The sequence below is a fragment of the Pseudomonas gingeri genome (genome assembly GCF_013386115.1).
Lineage (GTDB): Bacteria > Pseudomonadota > Gammaproteobacteria > Pseudomonadales > Pseudomonadaceae > Aquipseudomonas > Aquipseudomonas gingeri.
Genome location: NZ_JACAOR010000015.1, coordinates 66,351 through 89,677 on the forward strand (window position 1 = coordinate 66,351; position 23,327 = coordinate 89,677).

The window sequence follows — 23,327 nt, forward strand, 5'->3', positions numbered from 1 at the left end:
CTCCGTGGACAGTCAGTCACGATGTGAACTACACGAGTGAGCTAAAAGGTATTATTCTTTCCAGACATTTTTCCAGTTATTTATTATGCGAATAAAGAATGAAGATAGATGATATCAACGCATTCGTGGCGGTAATCCGTTGCCAGACCATCAGCCAGGCCGCCGATTCGCTGCAACTGACCCAGCCGGCCATCACCCGGCGCGTGCAGAACTTCGAGGAAGCGCTGGGGGTGGAGTTGCTGGATCGCAACACCAAGCCGTTGAAACCCACCAGCATGGGCCTGCGGGTGTACGGCCAGTGCCTGGAAGTGCTGCGTACCATCGACGCCTTGAGCGAGCTGGTGGCCAACGATGGTGCGCCGAGCGGCGCCCTGCGGATCGGCGTGCCGCAGACCATCGGCGACGTGGTGCTGCTCGATGCCCTCAGCCACCTGAAAAACCGCTACCCGCAACTGCAGACCTCGGTCGCCACCGGCTGGGGCAGCCATTTGCTGGGCAAGGTCGAGAACGGCGAGCTGGATGTGGTGGCGGCGTTGTTTCCGGCGGGCAAGGTGTTTCCCGAAGGGGTGGTCGGGCGTTCGCTGGGCAGCATGAACCTGGTGGTGGTCGCGGCGAAGGGCGAGGTCACCCGGCGCGCCTACAAGCTGGCCGACCTCTATCAACGCGGCTGGGTGCTCAACCCCGATGGCTGCGGTTTCCGCGCCGGCCTGCAACGGGCCCTGAGTGCCCAGGGGCTGTCGCTGCAGATCAACCTGGAGACCTTTGGCACCGAGCTGCAACTGGGGCTGATCGCCAATGGCCTGGGTTACGGCCTGGTGCCGTCGCCGCTGCTGGAGAACAGCAGCCATCGGGACAAGCTGGAGATCGTGCCGGTGACGGACTTCAAGCCGGTGATCGATCTGTGGCTGATCCATCCGCGTTTCCTGGGCAACCTGCAGGAACCGGTCAGTGTCTTTGGCGAGATGGTGGCGCAGCGGGTGGGCAAGGTTCCGGGACAATAGTGGAAGGGGGCGGCCAGAACCTCGTCAGTTTTTGTATTTTGCATAATCATAATTTTGATAAATGCATTTTTTGTATATTAGATTAGAACCAAAGCGAATTTCACGGACGTTTTTTATGTAGTTAGCATGGTCCTCCACGCGCTACAGAACAGGACGTCAGCATGCCCGCGCAAGACCTTGTCTCCCCACGATCCGGCCTGCGGGCCGTTGCCCGCTGGCATGGCTGGCGTGAACTGGCGGTCCGCCTGATCAGCCCGCTGGTGCTGTTGCTGCTCTGGGAGCTGGCCTCGCGCACGGGGCTCCTGCCCACCCGGATCATCGCCGCGCCGAGCACCATCGGCGGCACCTTGTGGCAGATGCTCGGCAGCGGCGAACTCGGGCGTCACCTCTGGGTGTCTTTGCAGCGGGCGCTCGGCGGACTGGCCATCGGCATCAGTATCGGCACCGTGCTGGCCCTGCTTTCCGGGCTGTCCCGACGCGGCGAGCTGGTGATCGACTCGCCCGTGCAGATGCTGCGCACCTTGCCCTTCCTCGCCATCGTGCCGCTGTTCATCCTCTGGTTCGGGGTCGGCGAGACACCCAAGATCGCCCTGATTGCCCTCGGCACCACGTTTCCGGTCTACCTCACGCTGTTCTCCGGTATCCGCAGCCTCGATCCCAAGTTGCTGGAGGCGGCGACCTTGCTCGGCCTGTCCCGGCGGGAGCGGATCTGGCACGTGATCCTGCCCGGAGCCTTGCCGTCGTTTTTCGTCGGCCTGCGCTATGCCTTCGGCCTCAGCTGGCTGGGCCTGGTGGTGGTCGAGCAGATCAACGCCAGCGCCGGTATCGGCTACCTGGTCAATGACGCCCGGGATTTCATGCGCACCGATGTGATCGTGATCTGCCTGCTGATCTACAGCGTGCTGGGCCTGGGCATCGACAGCCTGGTGCGCTTGCTGGAGCGCTTCACCCTGGCCTGGCGCCCGTCCTTTATCAGGAACTGACCATGACTCTGCCGCTTTCCCGTTCCCCGCGCCCGGCCGTCGAGTGCCGCCAGGTCAGTCGCCGTTTCGGCGGCCAGGCGGTCCTCGACGCCCTCGACCTGGACATCGCTCCCGGTGAATTCGTCGCCTTGCTTGGCAGCAGTGGCTCGGGCAAGACCACGTTGCTGCGTGCCCTGGCCGGCCTGGACCGGATCGATGAAGGCCGGCTGACGGTGCCCGAGCCGCTGGCGGCGGTGTTCCAGGAGCCGCGGCTGATGCCGTGGAAACGCGCCTGGCGCAATGTCGCCCTCGGCCTGCGCGGTGACGAACCCAGGTCACGGGCACTGGCGGCGCTCGCCGAAGTGGGGCTCGCCCATCGGGTCGATGCCTGGCCGCACACCCTGTCCGGTGGCGAAGCCCAGCGCGTGGCCCTGGCCCGGGCGCTGGTCCGCGAGCCGCAACTGCTGTTGCTCGACGAGCCGTTCGCCGCCCTCGATGCGCTGACGCGGATTCGCATGCATCAGTTGATCATCGACCTGTGGCGGGTGCACGAACCGGCGGTGCTGCTGGTGACCCACGATGTCGACGAGGCGGTATTGCTGGCCGACCGGGTGGTGGTCCTGGCCAACGGACGTATCGCCGAACAGATTGCGATCCGCCTGCCGCGTCCGCGCCAGGTGGCCAGCCCGGCATTCCAGAAGCTGCGTGCGCGCTTGCTGGAATTGCTCGGGGTTGAACAACCTCCGGCCGTCGAGGACGGTCGCCTTCATTTTCTCAGCAGGATCGCCCATCGATGAGCCTGACCACCGTGCAATCGCCTTCCACTACCGCCGGGCAGCGTCCGGACCTTGATTCCCCGGCATTCGCCGATCTGCTGGAGCAGCTCAGCGAAGAGTTCGCCGGCACCGCGGCCTATTACGACAGGCACGGCGAGTTCCCCCACGCCAACCTGCACCGCCTGCACGAGCATGGCCTGCTGGCGCTGACAGTGCCGCGCCATCTCGGCGGCAGCGAAGCGACCCTGGCCCAGGCGCGGCGGGTGATCGGCGCGGTGGCCCGGGGCGAGCCCTCGACCGCGCTGGTGCTGGTGATGCAGTACTTGCAGCACACGCGTCTGCAAGGCAACCAGGCCTGGCCCCGGCATCTGCGGCTGCAGGTGGCTCGCGAAGCGGTGGAGCAGGGGGCGCTGATCAATGCCCTGCGGGTCGAGCCGGATCTCGGCACCCCGGCCCGGGGCGGCTTGCCCGGCACCGTGGCGCGGCGGGTCGAGGGCGGTTGGCGACTCGACGGGCGCAAGATCTATTCCACCGGTATTCCGGGCCTGACCTGGCTGTCGGTCTGGGCTCGCAGTGACGAAGCCGAACCGCGGGTCGGTACCTGGCTGGTGCACCGAGATACCCCGGGAATCCGTGTCGAGGAGACCTGGGATCACCTGGGCATGCGCGCTACCGGCAGCCATGACGTGGTGTTCGAGGATGTCTTTGTCGCCAGCGAGTTCGCCGTGGATATCCAGCCCGCCAGCGTGCCGCGCCCCTCCGAGCTGGACAGCAGCGGCGTGCTCTGGCTGGCGGTGTTGCTGTCGGCGATCTATGACGGCGTGGCGCGCTCGGCGCGGGACTGGCTGGTGACCTGGCTGGCCGAACGCACCCCGGCCAACCTCGGCGCGCCGCTGTCGAGCCTGCCGCGTTTCCATGAATTGATCGGCCGGATCGATTCACTGTTGCTGACCAACCGCGTGCTGCTCGATGCCGCCGCCGAAGGGCGGATCGCCGCGAGCGAAGCGACCCAGGTCAAGTACCTGGTCACCGGCAACGCCATCAGTGCCGTGGAGCTGGGCATCGAGGCCATCGGCAATCCCGGCCTGGCGCGGGGCAATCCGCTCGAACGACATTACCGCGATGTGTTGTGCAGCCGGATTCATACACCGCAGAACGATGCGATTCTCGCCGCGGTCGGGCGGGCGGCGTTTGCCTTGCCGGCCCGTGGGGGCCAGGCGTGAGCGGCGTACGCATCGCCAGCCAGCTGGACGCCGATTTCAATGCCCGCCTGCGCGCCCAGGGCCTGCAAGTGCTGGAGCTGCCGCGCGGCCTGCCCGCTGAACTGCCGGCGGATATCCGGGTGCTGCTGGCCGCCCCCCATGCCGGGTTCCGCGACGCGCCACAAGCGCCTCCGGGCTGGCCGTTCGGTCTGCGGTTCGTGCAACTGGTGACGTCCGGGCTCGACTATTTTCCCCGCTGGCTGTTCGACAGCCTGCCGGTGGCCAGTGCCCGCGGGGTCACTGCCCAGAGCATTGCCGAGTTTGCCCTGGCGGCGATCTTTGCCGCGGCCAAGCGGTTGCCGGATGTCTGGATCGGGGACGCCGCGCACTGGCAGCAACGACCTCTGGCCTCGGTCGCGGGCAGTACCCTGGGGCTGTTCGGTTTCGGCAGTATCGCCCGGGCCCTGGCGCCGAAGGCGCTGGCCCTGGGGATGGAAGTCCTGGCCCTGCGCCGTTCGGCGACACCTTTCGAGGTCCCCGGAGTGCAGGCGGTGGCCGATCTGCATGAGCTGTTCGGACGAGCCGATCATCTGCTGCTGGCGGTGCCACTGACCGCGCAGACCCGCCGCATCATCGACCGCGATGTCCTCGGCTCGGCCAGGCCCGGCTTGCACCTGATCAATATCGCCCGCGGCGCCCTGCTCGACCAGGAGGCCTTGCTGGAGGCGCTGGAGCGCGGGCAACTGAGCCTCGCCAGTCTCGATGTCAGCGACCCGGAGCCGTTGCCCGAGGGCCATGGTTTCTATCGGCATCCGCGTATCCGCCTGTCGCCGCATACCAGCGCCAACTCACCGCAGGTCTACCTGGAACTCGCCCGGTTGCTGTTGCGCAACCTGGAGCGCGATGCCCTCGGCCTGCCCTTGGAAAACCGCGTGGAGGCCGAACGTGGCTATTGAATCGCCGAGACCTGCACCGAGTGCCTACGGCTTGCCCCGCGACGGGCAGACGGTGTTCCGCTGGGAACATCCGCCGCAGCAACCGACGCTTGAACTGGAACGACTGCAACGCAAGAAGAGCCTGGCCGCGGCGTTCCGGGTGTTTGCCTGGCTCGGTTTCGACATGGGCGGCGCCGGGCATATCACCGTGCGCGATCCCGAGCACCGCGATCATTTCTGGGTCAATCCGGTGGGCGTGTATTTCGGCCATTTGCGGGTGTCCGACCTGCTGCGGGTCGATCCCCACGGCACTATCGTCGAAGGCGAGGGTGCCTTGAACCTGGCGGCCTTCGCCATTCACGCGGCCCTGCACGAAGCCCGGCCGGATGTGGTGGCGGCGGCCCATGCCCATTCGCTGCACGGCAAGGCCTGGTCGAGCCTGGGCCGCCTGCTCGATCCGCTGACTCAGGATGCCTGCGCCTTCTACGAGAAGCATGCGCTGTTCGACAACTTTTCCGGCGTGGTGCTGGAGAGCAGCGAAGGCGAGCGGATCGCCCGGACCCTGGGCCAGCACAAGGCGCTGATCCTGCAGAACCATGGCCTGCTGACGGTGGGCGAGACGGTCGAGGCGGCGGTCTGGCGTTTTATCGCCATGGACAACGCCGCCCATGCCCAACTGCTGGCCGAAGCCGCCGGCACGCCACGGCCGATTCCGCCGGAGGTGGCGCGCCACACCGCGCGCCAGGTGGGCACCGAGTTTGGTGGCTGGTTCAGTTTTCAACCTTATTGGGACCGGGTGCTGCGTAGCGAACCGGATGCCTTTCTGTGACAGGAGTCAGCGTGATGGACCGTCGTGGTTTTCTGCAACTCTGCGCCCTGACCGGGCTCGGGATTTCCCTGCCCGGCTTGAGTGCGGCCCGGGACCTGAGCGGGGTGACCCTGAATGTCGCCACCTACAAGGGCGCGGCCCCGACATTCTTCCCCGAGGCGGGTATCGGCCCGGCGCCGTATCAGGTCAGGTACGCCGAGTTCACCGGCGGCAACCTGAGTTTCGAGGCGTTGGTCAGCGGCACCCTGGATATCTCGCCGATGAGCGAAATCCCGCCGATCTTCGGCATCAAGAACCATGCCCCGGTGAAGCTCATCGCGGTGCTTACCGGTGACGTCAACAACCAGGCCTTTATCGTGCCCAGGGGCTCGACGGTGCAGTCGGTGGCCGAACTCAAGGGCAAGCGCATCGCCTATATCCGCTCCACCAGTTCCCACTACTTTCTGCTCAAGGCCCTGAAGGAGCAGGGACTGGGCTTCAACGACATCGTGCCCATGGCGTTGACGCCCCAGGACGGCTTTGCCGCGTTCCAGAACGGCGCGGTGGATGCCTGGGTCAGCTTCGGCTACTTCATCCAGCTGGCGGAACTGCGGGCCGGCGCGCGGGTGCTGAAGACCGGGCAGGGCTACCTGTCCGGCAACTACGTGATCGCGGCCAACCAGAACAGCATTGCCGACCCGCTCAAGCACGCGGCGATCACCGACTACATCCTGCGCGAGTACCGCGCGTGGCAGTGGATCGCCACGCATCCGCAGGAGTGGGCGAGCAAGAGCGCGCAGATCCTCGGCATGCCACGCGAAGTGTTCCTGGCGCAGTACAAGGCCCAGAGCGGACCACGCATCCTGCAACCGGTGGACGATGCGGCGGTGCGCTCGCAGCAGGACGTCGCCGACCTGTTCTTCGAGGCCGGGGTGCTGCCGCAGAAGCTGGATGTCACGGGGTTGTGGGATCGCAGTTTCAACTGGGGCTAGGTGCCGCAACGATCAAGTCCCAGGGAGGACTCAATGCTTTGGAAACCCCTCGCGCTGGCCTTGCTGATCGCCTCACCGGCCGAGGCCGCGGACACGCTGCACCAACGTCTCACCGTGCTCGACAGCCATCTCGACACACCCATGCATCTGGCCCGCCCGGGCTGGGATATCACGCAACGCCATCGCTATGAGGACGACCTGTCCCAGGTCGATCTGCCGCGCATGGAGGAGGGCGGCCTGGACGGTGGTTTCTGGGCGATATTCACGCCCCAGGGAGCATTGACCGATGAAGGCCGGACCCTCGCCAGCGAGCATGGCCTGGCGGTGATCACGCGGATTCGCGACATGATTGCCGCCCACCCGCGACAGTTCGCCCTGGCCCTGAGCGCCGAGGATGTCCCGAAGATCGTCGCGCGGCACCAGCGGGTGGTGTTCATCAGCATGGAGAACGCCGAGCCGTTGGCGGCCGACCCCGGCCGCCTGCTGACCTACCGGCGTCTCGGCCTGCGCATGCTCGGCCTGGTGCATGCGGCGAACAATGACTTCGCCGACTCGGCCACGGCGCTGCCGCAGTGGCATGGCCTGAGTCCCAGGGGGCGGGAGCTGGTGATCGAGGCCAATCGCCTGGGCATCCTGCTGGATGTCTCCCATGCCTCCGACCAGGTCTTCGATCAGGTGCTGGCCTTGTCCACGGCACCGATCATCGCTTCCCATTCCGGCAGCCGGGCGATCACCGCGCACCCGCGCAATCTCGACGATCGCCGCCTGCGGGCGCTGGCGGCCAAGGGTGGGGTGATCCAGGTGAACAGCTTCCCCAGCGACCTCATCGAGCAGCGAGCCAACCCGGAACGCAGCAAGGCCCTCGGGCCGCTATACAAGGAGTTTCGTCTGGCCGCGAGTATGGCGCCGGAGCAGGTGGCGGACCTGGCAGCGCGGATTCGCGAGGTGGAGGCGCGCTTCCCCGAGCCCAGGGCTACTCTCGACGACTACATGAAGCACCTGCTGCATATCCTCGCGGTGGTCGGCCCGGAGCATGTCGGCATCGGCGCCGACTGGGATGGCGGCGGCGGGGTCGAGGGGCTGGCGGACGTCTCGCAGCTGCCGAAGATCACCGAGCGCCTGCTGGCGGCGGGTTACGGCGAACGGGACCTGGCGAATATCTGGGGTGGCAATCTGTTGCGGGTGCTGGCCGCGGCCCAGGCCCGCTCTGAACCTTGAGCCGCCCTGTGTGGGAGCGGGCTTGCCCGCGAAAGCGTCAGTAGCGTGCCCGGCGCCCTTGAGGTTATGCATTTTGCGCAATATCACCGTCATAAAATATGAAACAAAGTAATATTTGCATATGCCTAAAATGTATTTCTCTTATTAAGTTCCGCTCTCTAGGATGGCGTCCATAGACCGAAGTAACTGAATGTTTCATCGGGCTATAACGGAATGAACTATCCACTACACCAGGCAGGGAGCGCTTGCATGCCGTTGACCAGAAGACAACTGATTGCCCGTGTGGCTGCCGTCGGCGGCCTGCAGGCAGCAACGGCGGTGATGGGCCTGCTCGGGGTGGACCAGCAGGCAACGGCCGGCGAAGAGAACTATGCGTCCTTGCCCATCGCCGCAGTCGGCAAGGGTGCCAGCGTGATCGTGATCGGTGCCGGCATCGGTGGCCTGGTCAGCGCCTTCGAGCTGAAGAAGGCCGGTTTCAAGGTGACGCTGCTCGAAGCCCGGGAGCGGGTCGGCGGGCGCAACTGGACCGTACGTCACGGCGATCGTGTCGAGTACACCGATGGCAGCGTGCAGGTCGCCGACTTCGACAAGGGCTTCTACCTCAACGCCGGACCCGGTCGCCTGCCCAGCCATCACCAACTGATGCTCGGTTACTGCCGCGAGCTGGGGGTCGAACTGGAAGTGCTGGTCAATACCAGCCGCAATGCCCTGGTTCGCCCCGACCTTAACGCACCGCCCCTCCAGATCCGCCAGGCGGTCAACGACAGCCGCGGGCATTTTTCCGAGCTGCTGGCCAAGGCGGTCAATCGCAACGCCCTCGACCAGGAGTTGAGCCCGGCGGACCGCAGCAACCTGCTGAGTTTCCTGAAGACCTGGGGCGACCTCTCGGACAAGCTCGAATACCTCGGTTCGGCGCGCTCCGGCTACAAGGTCTGGCCGGGAGCGGGCGATCAACTGGCGCAGAAACGCGATCCGTTGCCGTTGCAGACCCTGCTCAATCCGGCGCTGACCACGGCGCTGATGATCGACGAGTACCCGGAATTCTCCCCGACCATGTTCCAGCCGGTGGGGGGCATGGACCGGATTCCCAAGGCGTTCGAGCGCCACCTGAAAGCGGAGCTGCGCCTGGGTGTCGAGGTCCGTTCGATTGACAACCAGGCGGATTTCGTCGAGGTCGGCTACCTCGACCGACGCAGCGGTCGCAGCCACTCGCTGCGGGCCGACTATGTGATCAGCGCGTTGCCGCTGCCGTTGCTGGCCAAGGTCGAGAACAACCTCACCCAGCCGGTGCGGCAGGCGATTGCCGCCGTGCAGTTCGGCTATGCCAACAAGGTCGCCTGGCAGTCCCGGCGCTTCTGGGAAAGCGATTACCAGATCTACGGCGGGCTGTCCTTCATCAACCAGGAAGCCTCGGGCCTGTGGTATCCCAGCGGTGGTTTCAACCAGGCCGAAGGCGTGCTGGTGGCGGCCTACAACAACGGTGAAATCGCCCGCCGTTTCGGCGAGAAAAGCCTGGACGAACAGATCGCCCTGTCACGCCAGGCGGTGGAGTTGCTGCATCCCGGCCACGGTCATGAACTGCGCAAGCCGCTGGCGATCGCCTGGGCCAGGATTCCCTACAACCTCGGCCCGTGGATCAATCATGAAGTGGCTGACCCGGACTACAGCCTGCTCAACCAGGCCCAGGGTCGGGTCTACCTGACCAGCGACGGCCTGGCCCACAGCGGAGTCGGTATCTGGCAGGAAGCCGCCGCCGGCGCGGCACGACGGGTGGTCCGCCATCTCTTCGAGCGGGCCCAGCGCTCGCCCATCAAGCAAACGGCCTGAAAAAGCCGCGCTCTCACTAAAACAGCAGCATCGATTTGCCGGGTAGCGGACCTCCGAGGCCGGCGTTAAAAAAACCTTGGAGTGTCCGTATGTTTTTCAAGAAAACCTTGTTGGGTCTGGGGATCCTTTTCGCCGCGGGCAGCGCCCAGGCCGGCTCGATCCAACGGGTGCCGTCGACCTATCCCAATTCGCCGATCCTGCAGTCGGTGACCCTGCCGGCCAATGCCGAGGTCACCTACCTCTCCGGGCTGCTGCCCGATCCCGTCGACCCCAAGGCCGCCAAGGACCAGGTGCATGCCGTCGGCAACACCGAGACCCAGGCCCGGGCGGTGCTGCGCAAGGTCGAGACCATCCTCGCCAGCCAGGGGCTCGGCCTCGGTGACGTGGTGCAACTGCGCATCTACCTGGTGGGCGATCCGGCACTGGGCGGCAAGCTGGATTTCGACGGTCTGCAGAGTGCTTTCCGGGAGTTCTTCGGGACCGACAAGCAACCGCTGAAACCGGCCCGCACCACGGTGCAGGTGGCCGGACTGGTATTGCCCGGCGCCCTGATCGAAGTCGAAACCGTTGCCGCCAAGGCGCGTTGAGCCGGTCCACAGGAAGGATATCCGAGTCATGGCTTCTACTTTTGGCAATACCCGCTTCGCGGCCCCGTTCAGTGCCGCGCTGCTCAGCCTCGCCACTTCCCAGGCGCTGTTCGCCGCCGACGAAACCCTCGATACCGTGGTGGTCACCGGCGTGCGCGGCAGCCAGCAACGCACGGTCACCGACAGCCCGGCCCCGATCGATGTGATCAACAGCGAGCAGTTGCGCACCATCGGCCAGAACGGCCTGAAGGAAATGCTGGGCCGCCTGCTGCCGTCGTTCAACGTGCCCACCATCAACGGCGGCGGCACCGCGTTCCTGGTCCGGGGCGTCAGCATGCGCGGCCTGGGCGGCGACCAGGTGCTGATCCTGGTCAACGGCAAGCGCCGTCACAACTCGGCGCTGATCAACAACGGTGCGCGGGTCGGCAACGCCTCGGTACCGGTGGACCTCGATCTGATTCCTACCGCTTCCATCGAGCGCATCGAGGTGCTGCGCGATGGCGCGGCGGCGCAGTACGGCTCGGACGCGATTGCCGGGGTGATCAATATCATCCTCAAGCGCAACGCCGAGGGCCTGACCTCCGATACCAGCCTGGGCCAATACTATGACGGCGACGGCACCACCGGGCACGAAGCGGCCAACTGGGGTTCGAAGCTGGGAGAGAGCGGCGGCTTCTTCAACCTGTCCTTCGACGGCAAGGTCCAGGAGCCCTACGAGCGGGCGGCCGCGGCCAGCGGCCAGTTGTATTTCAACCAGCCCGACGGCTCGCCCGATCCCCGCGAAAGCAACCGGCATGGCTGGGGCGGCGAATACGGCCTGGGTCGCGACCGCACCAGCAGCCTGGCCTACAACCTGGAACTGCCGCTGCAGGACGACCTCAAGCTGTATTCGTTTTCCACCCTCAGCTACCGCAACAGCAACAAGGACCTGGGCCATCGCAAGCCCACCGACATCACCAGCCTCGCCGGTGTGCCGGACGCGCCGTACCCCAATGGCGGCCAGGCCCGGCGCGAAATCCACGAGGTGGACTTCCAGTTCGCCGGTGGCGCCAAGGGCCTGGTCGGCAACTGGGACTGGGACCTGAGCAGCACCTATGGCAAGGATCGCGCGGTCCTCGACACGGCCAACAACCTGAATATTTCCAACGGTCCCTACGGCCAGCATGACTTCCACCTGGGCAACCTGATCTTCGACCAGTGGACCACCAACCTGGACTTCAGCCGTGCCCTGGATATCGGCTGGAGCAGCCCGCTGGAAACCTCGTTCGGCGTCGAGCACCGCTGGGAGAAATACGCCCTGGAAGCCGGCGAACCGAACTCCTACAACTTCGGTAGTTATGTGCCCAGCACCGGACCGTTTGCCGGCAGGGTGCCGGATCCGGGACTGTTCTCGGTCAACGGCACCACCCCGGAAGATGCCTATTCGTTGCAGCGCCACAGTGACGCGGCCTATGTCGACCTGGGCCTGAACGTCACGCCCAAGTGGTACGTGGGCGCGGCGGCGCGTTATGAGAAGTACAACCTGGGCGTGGGCGAGACCGCCAGCGGCAAGCTCACCACCCGCTATGAATTTCTTCCCGGCTATGCGGTGCGGGCGGCGGTCAGCAACGGTTTCCGCGCGCCATCCCTGGCCCAGAGCGTGTTCTCCACCACCAGTACCGTCACCCAGTTTTCCAGCGGTACGACCACCAACGTGCGGACCAAGCAGATGCGCCCGGACTCCCCTGAAGGCCGCGCCCTGGGCGCCAAGGACCTGGAACCGGAGACCTCGCGCAACTACAGCATCGGCTTGACCGCCGAGCCGGCGCAACGGCTGCGGCTGACGGCGGATTTCTACCTGATCGATATCGACAAGCGAATCCTCCAGACCGGCATCCTCAAGGGCCCGGCGGTGTCGCAGATCCTGGTCGACAACGGCCTGTCGCCGAACCTGGCCGGGCAGTACTACGCCAACGCCGCGGACACCCGGACCAAGGGCGTCGACCTGGTGGCGGACTACAGCCAGTCGTTCGGCGAATACGGTTCGGCGAAATGGAGCGTGGCCTACAACCGCAACAAGACCACCATCCGCAGCCTGGCCGACACCCCGGCGGCGCTGGCCAGTCTCGGCTCGCAGTACGTGCTGTTCGACCGCCAGCAGCAGCTTGACCTGACCAAGGCCACGCCCAAGGACAAATGGATCCTGTCCGGCAACTACAAGGTCGGCGACTGGACCACCAACCTGCAGTTCACCCGTTTCGGCGAATACACCGAGGGCGCGAACAGTCCCGCCGACGATCGCACCTACAGTGCCAAGTGGATCACCGACCTGGACGTGGCCTATGACGTCACCCAGAACCTGACGGTGGCGGTGGGGGCGAACAACCTGTTCGACGTCTACCCGGACAAGATCGGCCTCAAGGCCTGGGCCGGCACCTACGAGTACGGCATGTTCTCGCCGTACGGACTGGGTGGCGGGTACTACTACAGCCGCATCAGCCTGGCGTTTTGAGTGATGAGCCCGCGCATCGATGCCACCCCCGTCCCTGTGGTAGCCGGCTTGCCGGCGATGAGGCCGGTGAGTCTTGTATCGTCTGGGCGGTCGCCATCGCCGGCAAGCCGGCTCCTGCACAGGTGTGGTGTTTTGCTTGCGTTGCTACTGTGCCTGAGCGTCGAGGCCGCCGAGCCGTTGCGGGTCTCCAGCCAGAAGCAGTCGCTGAAGATCCTCCTGCAGGCCGCCGGTGAACTGGACAACCTGCCGTATCCGATCGAGTTCGCCTCGTTCGCCGCCGCCGCGCCCACCGCCGAAGCCCTCGCGGCCGGCGCGGTGGATATCGGCAGCCTGGGCGAAGCGCCCTTCGTGTTTGCCGCGGCCGCCGGTGCGCCGCTGAAAACCGTCGGGGTGATCAAGGTCAATGTCACGCCGACCGCCGTGGCCATCGTGGTCAAGGACGACTCGCCGCTCAAGGAAGCCGCCGATCTCAAGGGCCGGCGCATCACGACCACGCGCGGCTCCATCGGTCATTTCCTGGCGCTGGCGGCGCTGCGCTCGGTGGGGCTGCACGGGGGCGACGCGCAGTTCGTCTTCCTCGCCCCGGGCGAGTCGCGAACCCTGCTCGCCAACGGCGAGGCCGATGCCTGGTCGACCTGGGACCCCTACACCAGCATGGTCCAGCTGGAGGGCGGTACACGGGTGCTGGTCAGCGGTGCCGGGTTGTTCGCCGGGCATATGTTGCTGGTGGCCAACGACGCGGCGATCCGCGACAAGCCGGCGCAGATCGGCGACTTCCTGCAGCGCCTGGCCCGTGCCTATGACTGGGCCAATGCCCACCAGCCAGCCTTTTCCGCGATCCAGGCCGGCTACAGCGGCCTGCCGCTGGCCATCCACGAACGTTCCAATCGCTTTGCCCAGGCCCATCGTATCGATGTCGGGCCGACGGTGATCGACGACGTGCAACACACCGCCGATCTGTATCGGGAGGAGGGCGTCATCCAGGCCGCATTCAAGGCCGACGAGCATTTCGATCAACGCTTCAACACTGCTGTGCACAGTCCATCACTTTCAGGGAATTGAAGGAGTTTTCATGTTTACCGTGACCACTGCCGATCAGCTTGAAGCACGACATATCCTCGATGTCGTGGAGAAACGTTCCTACGGGGTCCAGCTCAAGGGTTTCTGCCCGCCGGACACCTTGCAACTGGCCCGCGACAAGCTTTACCAGCACGACCTGCGGAGCGCCTTCAGCGAGCAGCGCGAATTCGTCCGAGTGGGCAAGGCCTACATCGAGATCCAGGACGAGCAGAGCCGCGCCGAGTACCACGCGCTGGCGTTGCCGAACATCCGCCGGATCCGCAACCTGTTCCGGCCGCTGGCCTCGCCCATCGACGAACTGCGCCTGCTGCTGGACGAGGTCTGGCCGAGCGGTGCGCATCTGTTGCAGGTGCAGGGGCAGAAATGCTTTGTCGGCATCGCCCGTTTCCAGGGCAGTGGCGTCGACCTCACGCCCCACACCGACGACCTGGAACGCAACACCCCGCCCGGTCATGGCCGGCAGTTGCTGAGCCAGCTCTCGACCAACATCTACCTGCAGATCCCCGACGACGGCGGCGAGCTGGAGATCTGGGGCATCGAGCCCGACGAAGACGAGTACCGGCGCCTGCGCGGCGAACGGGCCTACGGCATCGAGCGCCACCTGCTGCCGCCACCGGACTTCGTGATCAAGCCCGAGCCCGGCGACCTGATCCTGCTCAACCCGCGGCTGATCCACGCGGTGCGCCCTTCGCCCACCAGCACCCGCGTCACCCTCGGCGTTTTTATCGGTTACTACGGCGAACACCAGCCTTTGGCCTACTGGAGCTAATCCCATGAGTACTGTGCAAGAGATCAACCTCAAGGCGTATTTCAACAAGGGTGGTGAAGACCACGAGTTCGATGGCAAGCGTGTGGTACTGGCGGTCAGCGTCGGCCAGGAGTATCACGAGGACCAGAAGCTGCGCTCGACCATCCACCTGATCAACCAGTCGGGCTTCAGCCACGTGAAGGTGGTGGTGGCCGACACCCTGCAACGCCACAACAAGCACGGCAAGTCGCCGGGAGAAGCGCTGTCGGCGTCGATCCGCGATGGTGATGCCTGGCTGGCGCGCAACCAGGGCATCCTCGACGGCTTGCGGGTGCCGTACCACGTGACGCGCTGGAACCAGGAACTGGCCAGCGACCGCTATGCCGAGCTGCGCCAGCAATTGAACGAGGTCTACCAGAGCCGCGAGGAACTGCGCCTGGCCATCGAGGAAACCATCGCGGTGTTCACCGACCGCCTGCGATTGCGTGACGAACACGCCGATATCGAAAAGGCCGCGGCCCAGTGCCGGGAATACATCCTGGAAGAGATTCCGATCATCCTGCCGCTGTGGGCGGACGAGGGTTATCACTATGTGCTGTATCCGCAGCAGATGACGGCGGCGATGGCCACCAGTCGCGACCTGCTGATCGCCCCCCACAGCCCGGACCGGGTGCGCTGGTTGCCGCTCAAGTTCAAGAAGCGCGGGATCCCGATCCCGTTCACCTTGCCGGGCATCGTGCATCCGAACTGGTCCAGTGGGGCGATTGCCATCTGAGGTTTTGTGCTGCCTGTCGCATCGCTTTCGCGGGCAAGCCCGCTCCCACACACGACCGCCAATTTGTGGGGGCGGGCTTGCCCGCGAAGAGGCGAGTGCGGCCACCCCGATATGGGTGATCGTGCCCACGCTCCGCGGCACAAAAACGGACGCGGAGCGTCCAGCGAGGCGTACCCACGCTGGAGCGTGGGAACGATCCTTACGAGTGATTTTCAATTGAAAAAAAGGAGTTTCCCCATGGGCGTTTTTGCGCAACAGCAACGCAAATGGTGGGCATTGCTCGGCGTGAGCATTGCCAGTTTTCTCGGCTGTGTCGATTTCACCATCGTCAACACCGCGCTGCCGGCCTTGCAGGCCGACCTCGGGGCGTCGGTCGACAGCCTGCAATGGGTGATCAACGGTTTTATCCTGGCATTGTCGAGCTTCATGGTGCTGGTCGGTCGCCTGGCCGACCTGCACGGGCGCAAGCGCGTGCTGTTTATCGGCCTGAGCGTGTTCGGCCTGGCCTCCCTCGGCGCCGGGCTAGCGGTCGGTATCGATGGCCTGATCGCCGCGCGCATCGCCCAGGGGCTGGCCTGTGCGGTGCTCTACACCGCCTCGGGGGCGATTGTCGCCAATACCTTCGACAGTGCCGAACAGGGCAAGGCCTTTGGCGTGCTGTTCGGCGTCAACGGCGTCGGGCTGGCGGTGGGGCCGGTGCTGGGCGGGCTGATCACCAGCGCCTTCGGCTGGCAATGGATCTTCCTGATCAACGTACCGTTTGTCCTGCTGAGCCTGGGGATCTGCGCGTTCAGCGTGAATGAATCGCGCTCGCCGCAGGCGGGTACCCGGCTCGACTGGCTGGGGGCGGCGCTGCTGCTGGTCGGCTTGCCGAGCCTGGTACTGGTGATTGTCCAGGGGGCCGCCTGGGGCTGGAGCTCGCCGTTGAGCCTGGGCCTGATCGGGCTGGCGGTTGTGGCGCTGACGGCCTTTGTCCGGGTGGAGAAACGTGTCGCGGCACCGATCATCGATCTGCAGCTGTTCGCCAATCGGCGCTTTGTCGCCGGCGTGGTCGCCAGTTTCACCCTGGCGGTGTTCTATTGCGTGGCGTTCTTCGTGATGCCGCTGTACCTGGCGCTGGTACGCGGTGAAAGCGTGCAGGCCAGCGGCCTGCTGTTGCTGCCGACCACCCTCGGGGTGGCGTTGCTGTCGCCGCTGGTGGGGCGGCTGGTGGACCGCAAGGGCCCGGCCCTGTTGATCAAGTCCGGCCTGTTGTTGTTCCTGCTGTCGGCGCTGTTGCAGGCCGGTTTCGATCGCCAGACTTCGCTGCCCTACCTGCTGGCGGCCTTCGTCATCATGGGGCTGGGCTGGGCTAGTATCCTCGGTCCGTCCACGGTGCTGGGCATCTCCTCGGTACCGCAAGGCGTGTCGTCGGTGGCGATGGGATCGCTGATGACCCTGCACAATGTCGGCGGCGGCCTCGGCCTGGCGGTCGGCGTGGGCATCTACCACGGCTTTTCCGGGCAACCGCTGGACGACGTGCAAGGTGCCTTTATCCACGGTTACCGCGCGGTGATGCTGTTCCTCGCCCTGGTGGTGCTGGCCGGCTGGGCGCTGGTCAGCGGCCTGTTGCGGGTGCCGGCGGCGCAGCCGGCGGTGGAGGGCTCCGGTCGTGGCTAGGCGAGCCGGGCAGATTCGCCTCGGCGCCTTTCTGTCGGGCTCCGGTGCCCATGGCGCCAGCTGGCGGCATCCGCAGGCGGACGCCGACGCCTCGCTGGATGTGCGGCGCTACGTTGCTTATGCCCAGACCCTGGAGCGCGGCTGCTTCGATGCCCTGTTCCTCAATGACAACGTTGCCGTGGGCAGCCTCGATCCGCAGGTGCTGGCGCGCAGCTCCCACAGCCTGCGCTGGGACCCGCTGACGCTGCTGCCGGCATTGGCGATGACGACCCGGCATATCGGCCTGGTCGCCACCGCCAACACCAGCTACAACGCACCGTACAACGTCGCCCGGACCTTCGCCTCGCTGGATCATCTGTCCGGCGGGCGCGCCGGTTGGAACCTGGTGACGGCGCTGATCGGTGGCGAGAACTTCAATCGTGACGAACACCTGGCCCATGCCGACCGCTACCAGCGGGCAGAGGAATTTTTCGATGTGGTCAGCGGGCTCTGGGACAGCTGGGCGGACGATGCCTTCGTCCGGGACAAGGCTTCGGGGACCTGGCTCGATGTGACCCGGATGCATGTGCTGGAGCACCAGGGCCGGCACTTCCAGGTCCGTGGTCCGCTGAATGCGCCACGGCCGCTGCAAGGCTGGCCGGTGATCGCCCAGGCCGGCTCTTCCGAAGCCGGTCGGGAACTGGCGGCGCGTACCGCGGAGTTAGTGTTTACCGCGCAGAAGACCCTGCGGGAAGCGCAGGGATTCCATGCCGACCTGAAAGGCCGCCTGGCGCGGTATGGGCGGACCGCCGAGGCGTTGAAGATCTTCCCGGGGATCTCGCCGACCGTGGGGCGGACCTTGAGCGAGGCCGAGGAAAAACACGACTACCTGCAAAGCCTGGTCGATCCCCAGGCGCAGCTCAAGGGCCTGTCCTACCTGCTGGACCTGGGGCTCGACCTGTCGTCATTGCCTCTGCAGGCACGGGTGCCGTTGCCGGACGAAGTGCCGTCGACCGAGCGGCATAAAAGTCGCCAGCAACTGGTGATCGAGCTGATTCGACGCGAGCGGCCGACCGTGGCGCAATTGCTGCGCAGCCTGTCGGCCAGCGGACACAAGGTACTGGTGGGCACGCCCGCGCAGATCGTCGACGAACTGGCCACCTGGTACGAGGAGGATGCGGCGGATGGCTTCAATGTGCTGTTTACCCATCTGCCGGGGGCCATCGACGATTTTGTCGGGCTGGTGGTGCCGGAGTTGCAGCGCCGGGGATTGTTCCGGCGGCAATACGAAGGCCGCAGCCTGAGGGAAAACCTCGGACTGCGGCGGGTCGAGAATCGCCATTTTGCCGCGTCCCGGCGGACCTGAGCGGGCAGCCCCGCCGGCACGGCTGTCGGCTCAGTCTTCGCGCAGGCTGTCGAGCATCCCTTGCAATGATTTCCGGCCGGCCTCGTTCAGTGGCGACACCGGCCGGCGTGGCTCGCCCGCTTCCAGGCCGGTCAGGCGCAGTCCGGCCTTGACCGTGGCGGGCAAGCCGCCCTTGAGGATGAACTCCAGCAGCGGCAGTTGCCGGTAGAACAGGGCCCGGGCCCGTTGCAGGTCGTTGTCCTGCACCGCCTGGTACAGCGCGCCGTTGAGCTGCGGGATCAGGTTCGCCGCCGCCGTGCACCAGCCCACCGCGCCGGCGCAGAAGGCTTCCAGTGCCAGCGGATTGCAACCGTTGTAGAACGGCACCTGGCCTTCGCCGAGCAGGTGCAGCTTGTGCATGCGCTGGATATCGCCGGTGCTCTCCTTGACCATGGTCACGTTCTCCACGGCGCGGACGATCCTCAGGATCAGTTCCACCGACATGTCGGTGCCGCTGGTGGCCGGGTTGTTGTAGAGCATGATCGGCACGCCGATGCTGGCGCCGATGGCCTGGTAGTGGGCGAGGATGTCCCCTTCGCCGAGCTTCCAGTAGGCCGTCGGCAGCACCATCACCGCATCGGCGCCCCTGGCCTCGGCGAAGCGGGCGCGGCGCACGGCCTTGGTGGTGGTCAGGTCGGACACGCTGACCACGGTGGGTACGCGCCGGGCGATATGGGCCAGGCTGAATTCGGCCACGGTGTCCCATTCGGCATCGCTCAGGTAGGCGCCTTCACCGGCGCTACCGAGGGGCGCGATGGCGTGTACGCCGCCTTCGATCAGGCGGTCGATGCCACGTCCCAGTGCGTCGAGGTCGAGGTGTTCGCCGTCGGCGCTGAAGGGCGTGACGGGGTAGCCGATGATGCCGTGGATAGCAGGGGTAGTCATGTGGGTCTCCGGGATTGAGAGCAGGTTATCGGGCAGGGACGCTCAGTTCAGGCAATCGGCGTGCTGGCGCAGGTTCTGCCGAACGTAGTAGTTGAAGGCCGTGGCATGGCGCTTGGGCCGGGAGATCCAGTCATGGGCTTCACGACCCAGTTCCGGCAGGATCGGCTTGATCGTGCCGGCAGCCATGGCCAGCAGTTGCAACCTGGCCGCACGCTCGATCAGTTGGGCGATGACGCAGGCCTCCTCGATACTCGCGCCGGTGGAGAGCTGGCCGTGGTGGGAGAGCAGGATCGCCCGTTTGTCACCGAGGGCGGCGCTGATGATTTCGCCTTCCTCGTTGCCCACCGGCACGCCGGGCCAGGCTTCGAGAAACGCGCAGTCCTCGTAGAGCGGGCAGAGGTCCATATGCGAGACCGCCAGCGGCACTTCAAGCATCGACAGCGCGGCGACGTGGGTCGGATGGGTGTGGATGATGCAGTTCACATCCGGCCGGGCGCGGTAGACCCAACTGTGGAAACGGTTGGCCGGGTTGGGCATGCCCTGGCCTTCGAGGACTTCCAGGTCTTCGTTGACCAGCAGCAGGTTGCTGGCGCTGATCTCATCGAAGCCCAGGCCCAGTTGCTGGGTGTAGTAGGTGCCGGGCTGCGGTCCGCGCGCGGTGATCTGCCCGGCCAGGCCCGAGTCGTGGCCGTTCTCGAAGAGGATGCGGCAGGTCAGGGCCAGCTTTTGCCGGTCAGTCCACGTATTATCCGCCAGGGTGTTCTGCATCTGGTTCAGGGCCTGCTTGACCAACTGGTCCTTGGGCAGTGCTAATGTCTTGGCCATATCGGGGTCCTGTGTCATGTCGAGGGACGTCGGATCTGCCAACCCTCCGTTGCTCGCAAGGTCGTGGGTGGGAAAGCGGATGACACTAAAGAGGCTATATGACACAAAGTGTCATTGGCAAGACGAATTCGCTGGCTTTCTGCTGGATTAATCGCTGCGCATGTCTATCCGTTTGAAATTATTGAGAAAAAAACTTGGCGTAACCCTTGAGGCATTGGCCGAGAAATCCGGCATGACCAAGAGTTACCTGTCGAAGGTCGAGCGCGGCTTGAACACGCCGTCGATTGCGGCCGCGTTGAAACTGGCCAAGGCGTTGAACGTCAAGGTCGAGGAGTTGTTCAGCGAAGACAGTGTCAGCCTCGACAGCTACAGCCTGGTGCGCCGTGGGCAGCGCCAGTCCCTGGGCACTGATGCGCAGGCGCCGGGTTATGCGGTGCTGGCCCACCAGGTCAGCGAGCGCACGTTGCTGCCGTTCATCATCTATCCGCCCAGGGAATTCACCGACAAGCGCTTCAAGGAGCACCTCGGCGAAGAGTTCCTGTTCGTCCATGAAGGCCGCGTCGAAGTGGACTTCATGACCGAACGGGTGATTCTCGAGCGCGGCGATGCCTTGCATTTCAACGCCCAGAAACCCCATCGCCTGCGCTCGGTGGGCGAAGAGCAGGCCGAGTTGCTGGTGGTGGTGCACAGCCGCGAGGAGTGACCGGGGAAGTCTCAGTCCTCGGGGGTGACCAGCAGCTGCGGGCTGCCCAGCGGGTGGCTCTTGGCATCGAAGAAGCGCAAGGTCACGTCGCGGCCGACGAACAGTTTCGCGAAGCGCCGTTTCTGGTGCTGGATGAACGCCTTGCTGCGCGGATGGATCGAGATCGCCAGGGTCTGGATGCGGGCGTCGTGCAGGGCCTGGACGATGTGCTGGTCCTGTTCGCCGAGGTCGTGGCCGAAGACGCACAGGGCGCCCTGGTGCTCGCTCAGTTGGCCGTAGCAGTACGCCAGGTAGTCCGAGTTGCGGATCGCCTTGAGCTTGTCTTCGGCACTGCCTTCGCTGACGAACAGCGGCACATCGCCGAGGGTGTTGATGGCGAAGCTGCCGAGCAGGGTGCTTTCCGAGGACAGCAACTTGCGCGTGCTGCCATCGAGATTCTTCACCAGGTGCAGGCCGCCGTGCAGGTAGAGGATGCGCGTGCCCTGGGTTGCGGTATTGCCCAGGTCGAAGGTCGCGTCGGCGTTCCAGAACAGGTCCTTGAACGACTGCGGCGCCTGCATGATCGCCCAATAGTTGAGCAGGTCATAGTTGGTGGAATAGAGCGTCTGGTAGTTGCCCAGTTCGGCGTTGATCCGCGCCAGGCTGCCGGGTTCGACGAACTTCCACGGGATGTGCACCGAGCGCACCGCATGGATCAGCGCTTCCTTGATCGCGAAGTAGCGATTGCGCGGTGACGACGAGTTGATGGTCAGGGCGGCATTGACCTTGATGGTGCTCTTCAGCGCACTGAGCACCTGTTCGAAGTTGCTGGTGTCCAGGGCCTTGAACACCGCCAGCTCACTCAACCCCAGCGGGCGGTTACGGGTGCTCTGGGCCTTCTCGAACAACGAGTCGTAGGAGAACTTCGGCCACACCGCCAGGCTCGCCCCGTTGCCGATCAGCAGCCCCTTGAAGGGGATCTCGGCGCGCAGGGCGTTCCAGTCTTCAAGTTCGGCGTCAAATTCCTGGAATTCCATAATCGCTATTCGTCGTCTCAAGGCAAAAGGTGGACAGGCGGCGACTTTATCACGACCCGGCGTTGAGCCAGATCAACAACGCCCACGGATAACCGGTCGATGCTCTGAGCCTCGTGGGGCAGGCAAGCCCCGTCAACGCCAAGAGGACTCGCCATGAGCAGCACATTTTTCATTCCCGCCGTGAATATCATGGGCATCGACTGTCTGGACGAAGCGATGAATGCCATCCGCAACTACGGTTTTCGCAAGGCGCTGATCGTGACCGATGCCGGGCTGGCGAGGGCGGGCGTGGCGACGCGGATCGCCGAGTTGCTGGCGATGCAGGACATCGATTCGCTGATCTTCGACGGCGCCAGGCCCAATCCGAGCATCGACAACGTCGAGAAAGGACTGGCCGTGCTGAAGGATGCCGGCTGCGATTGCGTGGTGTCCCTGGGCGGCGGTTCGCCCCACGACTGCGCCAAGGGCATCGCCCTGTGCGCCACCAACGGCGGGCATATCCGCGACTACGAAGGTGTCGACCGTTCGGCCAGGCCACAACTGCCGCTGATCGCGATCAATACCACCGCCGGTACCGCCAGCGAAATGACCCGCTTCTGCATCATCACCGATGAGTCGCGGCACGTGAAAATGGCCATCGTCGACCGCAATGTCACGCCGCTGCTGTCGGTCAACGACCCGGCGCTGATGGTCGCCATGCCCAAGGGGCTGACGGCGGCCACCGGCATGGATGCCCTGACCCATGCGGTGGAGGCCTATGTCTCGACGGCGGCGACACCGATCACCGATGCCTGCGCGATCAAGGCCATCGAGTTGATCAGCGCCAACTTGCGCCTGGCGGTGCGCGACGGCAGCGACCTGAAGGCCCGGGAGAACATGGCCTATGCGCAGTTCCTGGCGGGCATGGCCTTCAACAATGCCTCCCTGGGATTCGTCCATGCCATGGCGCACCAATTGGGCGGTTTCTATGACTTGCCCCACGGCGTGTGCAATGCGGTGCTGTTGCCCCATGTGCAGATTTTCAATGCGGCGGTATGCCCGCAACGGCTGAGCGATGTGGCGCGAGCGCTGGGTGCGGAGGTTGCCGGGTTGAGCGCGGAAGAGGGCGCCCAGGCGGCCATCGTGGCGATCCGCAGCCTGTCCGGGGACGTCGAGATTCCGGCCGGCCTGCGTGAGCTGGGGGCCAAATTGCAGGATATCCCGGTGCTGGCGGCCAATGCCCTGAAGGACGCCTGTGGCCTGACCAACCCGCGGGCGGCCGATCAGCGGCAGATCGAAGAGATCTTCCGCAGCGCGTTCTAGTTGCAGATCGTTCCAGCCTTCAGGATCTTTCGCGGGCAAGCCCGCTCCCACAGTTGATCGCGTTCCCCTGTGGGAGTGGGCTTGCCCACGAAGGCGTCAGCGCATTCACCAGCGCACGTGACGTGGTACAAACACCGTTCATCTCGTTGGC

General features: G+C 65.2%; 21 protein-coding genes. 18 read left to right on the forward strand and 3 right to left on the reverse strand.

Annotation, left to right across the window (positions count from 1 at the left end; genetic code table 11):
• Nucleotides 1-98: 98 nt before the first annotated feature.
• The 16 genes from HX881_RS29800 to HX881_RS29875 all read left to right on the forward strand — a co-directional run bounded on the left by HX881_RS29800 (nucleotide 99) and on the right by HX881_RS29875 (nucleotide 18,406).
• A complete protein-coding gene (locus tag HX881_RS29800) occupies nucleotides 99-1,001 on the forward strand; it encodes a LysR family transcriptional regulator (RefSeq protein ID WP_017126603.1) in 903 nt (300 codons plus the stop codon).
• 161 nt (nucleotides 1,002-1,162) lie between these two features.
• A complete protein-coding gene (locus HX881_RS29805) occupies nucleotides 1,163-1,984 on the forward strand; it encodes an ABC transporter permease (protein WP_177088155.1) in 822 nt (273 codons plus the stop codon).
• A gap of 2 nt (nucleotides 1,985-1,986) precedes the next feature.
• Nucleotides 1,987-2,760, forward strand: a complete 774-nt coding sequence (locus HX881_RS29810; protein ID WP_177088157.1) for an ABC transporter ATP-binding protein — start codon at nucleotides 1,987-1,989, stop codon at nucleotides 2,758-2,760.
• Nucleotides 2,757-3,962, forward strand: a complete 1,206-nt coding sequence (locus HX881_RS29815; protein ID WP_177088159.1) for an acyl-CoA dehydrogenase family protein — start codon at nucleotides 2,757-2,759, stop codon at nucleotides 3,960-3,962. Before HX881_RS29810 ends, HX881_RS29815 begins: the two co-directional genes overlap by 4 nt.
• The gene (locus tag HX881_RS29820; RefSeq protein WP_177088161.1) at nucleotides 3,959-4,897 is read left to right on the forward strand and encodes an NAD(P)-dependent oxidoreductase; all 939 of its coding nucleotides are present in this window, start codon (nucleotides 3,959-3,961) and stop codon (nucleotides 4,895-4,897) included. The genes HX881_RS29815 and HX881_RS29820 overlap by 4 nt, the downstream gene beginning before the upstream one ends.
• Entirely contained in the window at nucleotides 4,887-5,705 is an 819-nt protein-coding gene (locus HX881_RS29825; protein WP_245223009.1) for a class II aldolase/adducin family protein, read from the forward strand. Before HX881_RS29820 ends, HX881_RS29825 begins: the two co-directional genes overlap by 11 nt.
• Nucleotides 5,706-5,719: 14 nt before the next feature.
• Nucleotides 5,720-6,676, forward strand: a complete 957-nt coding sequence (locus HX881_RS29830) for an ABC transporter substrate-binding protein (protein WP_017126598.1) — start codon at nucleotides 5,720-5,722, stop codon at nucleotides 6,674-6,676.
• Between the two features lie 33 nt (nucleotides 6,677-6,709).
• On the forward strand, nucleotides 6,710-7,894 hold the full coding sequence (locus HX881_RS29835; protein ID WP_177088163.1) for a dipeptidase: 1,185 nt from the start codon (nucleotides 6,710-6,712) through the stop codon (nucleotides 7,892-7,894).
• Nucleotides 7,895-8,143: 249 nt separating this feature from the next.
• Nucleotides 8,144-9,721, forward strand: a complete 1,578-nt coding sequence (locus tag HX881_RS29840; RefSeq protein ID WP_177088165.1) for a flavin monoamine oxidase family protein — start codon at nucleotides 8,144-8,146, stop codon at nucleotides 9,719-9,721.
• An 89-nt stretch (nucleotides 9,722-9,810) separates the two neighbouring features.
• Nucleotides 9,811-10,308 (forward strand): RidA family protein, encoded by a 498-nt coding sequence (locus tag HX881_RS29845; RefSeq protein ID WP_017126595.1) that lies wholly within the window; start codon nucleotides 9,811-9,813, stop codon nucleotides 10,306-10,308.
• Between the two features lie 28 nt (nucleotides 10,309-10,336).
• On the forward strand, nucleotides 10,337-12,799 hold the full coding sequence (locus HX881_RS29850) for a TonB-dependent receptor plug domain-containing protein (protein ID WP_103032948.1): 2,463 nt from the start codon (nucleotides 10,337-10,339) through the stop codon (nucleotides 12,797-12,799).
• Between the two features lie 57 nt (nucleotides 12,800-12,856).
• Complete coding sequence (locus tag HX881_RS29855; protein WP_177088232.1) at nucleotides 12,857-13,861, forward strand: aliphatic sulfonate ABC transporter substrate-binding protein; 1,005 nt, start codon at nucleotides 12,857-12,859, stop codon at nucleotides 13,859-13,861.
• Between the two features lie 10 nt (nucleotides 13,862-13,871).
• The gene (locus tag HX881_RS29860; protein ID WP_177088167.1) at nucleotides 13,872-14,648 is read left to right on the forward strand and encodes a 2OG-Fe(II)-dependent halogenase WelO5 family protein; all 777 of its coding nucleotides are present in this window, start codon (nucleotides 13,872-13,874) and stop codon (nucleotides 14,646-14,648) included.
• A gap of 4 nt (nucleotides 14,649-14,652) precedes the next feature.
• Complete coding sequence (locus tag HX881_RS29865) at nucleotides 14,653-15,402, forward strand: tRNA-dependent cyclodipeptide synthase (protein WP_017126591.1); 750 nt, start codon at nucleotides 14,653-14,655, stop codon at nucleotides 15,400-15,402.
• Between the two features lie 237 nt (nucleotides 15,403-15,639).
• Nucleotides 15,640-17,061, forward strand: coding sequence for an MFS transporter (locus HX881_RS29870; RefSeq protein WP_017126590.1), 1,422 nt, complete (start codon nucleotides 15,640-15,642; stop codon nucleotides 17,059-17,061).
• Nucleotides 17,054-18,406, forward strand: a complete 1,353-nt coding sequence (locus tag HX881_RS29875; RefSeq protein WP_177088170.1) for an NtaA/DmoA family FMN-dependent monooxygenase — start codon at nucleotides 17,054-17,056, stop codon at nucleotides 18,404-18,406. Before HX881_RS29870 ends, HX881_RS29875 begins: the two co-directional genes overlap by 8 nt.
• Before the next feature lie 30 nt (nucleotides 18,407-18,436).
• Here HX881_RS29875 and HX881_RS29880 read toward each other — a convergent pair whose 3' ends face one another.
• Nucleotides 18,437-19,330, reverse strand: coding sequence for a dihydrodipicolinate synthase family protein (locus HX881_RS29880; RefSeq protein ID WP_177088172.1), 894 nt, complete (start codon nucleotides 19,328-19,330; stop codon nucleotides 18,437-18,439).
• A 42-nt stretch (nucleotides 19,331-19,372) separates the two neighbouring features.
• Complete coding sequence (locus tag HX881_RS29885; protein ID WP_017126587.1) at nucleotides 19,373-20,155, reverse strand: aldolase; 783 nt, start codon at nucleotides 20,153-20,155, stop codon at nucleotides 19,373-19,375.
• A gap of 160 nt (nucleotides 20,156-20,315) precedes the next feature.
• Here HX881_RS29885 and HX881_RS29890 point away from each other — a divergent pair, with 160 nt between their 5' ends.
• Entirely contained in the window at nucleotides 20,316-20,858 is a 543-nt protein-coding gene (locus HX881_RS29890) for a helix-turn-helix domain-containing protein (RefSeq protein ID WP_017126586.1), read from the forward strand.
• Between the two features lie 11 nt (nucleotides 20,859-20,869).
• Here HX881_RS29890 and HX881_RS29895 read toward each other — a convergent pair whose 3' ends face one another.
• Nucleotides 20,870-21,874: a DUF4917 family protein gene (locus HX881_RS29895; protein ID WP_177088174.1), complete on the reverse strand. Its 1,005-nt coding sequence runs from the start codon at nucleotides 21,872-21,874 to the stop codon at nucleotides 20,870-20,872.
• A gap of 153 nt (nucleotides 21,875-22,027) precedes the next feature.
• Between HX881_RS29895 and yiaY the strand changes: the two genes are divergently transcribed.
• Nucleotides 22,028-23,176: an L-threonine dehydrogenase gene (gene yiaY / locus HX881_RS29900; RefSeq protein ID WP_177088176.1), complete on the forward strand. Its 1,149-nt coding sequence runs from the start codon at nucleotides 22,028-22,030 to the stop codon at nucleotides 23,174-23,176.
• Nucleotides 23,177-23,327 lie beyond the last annotated feature (151 nt).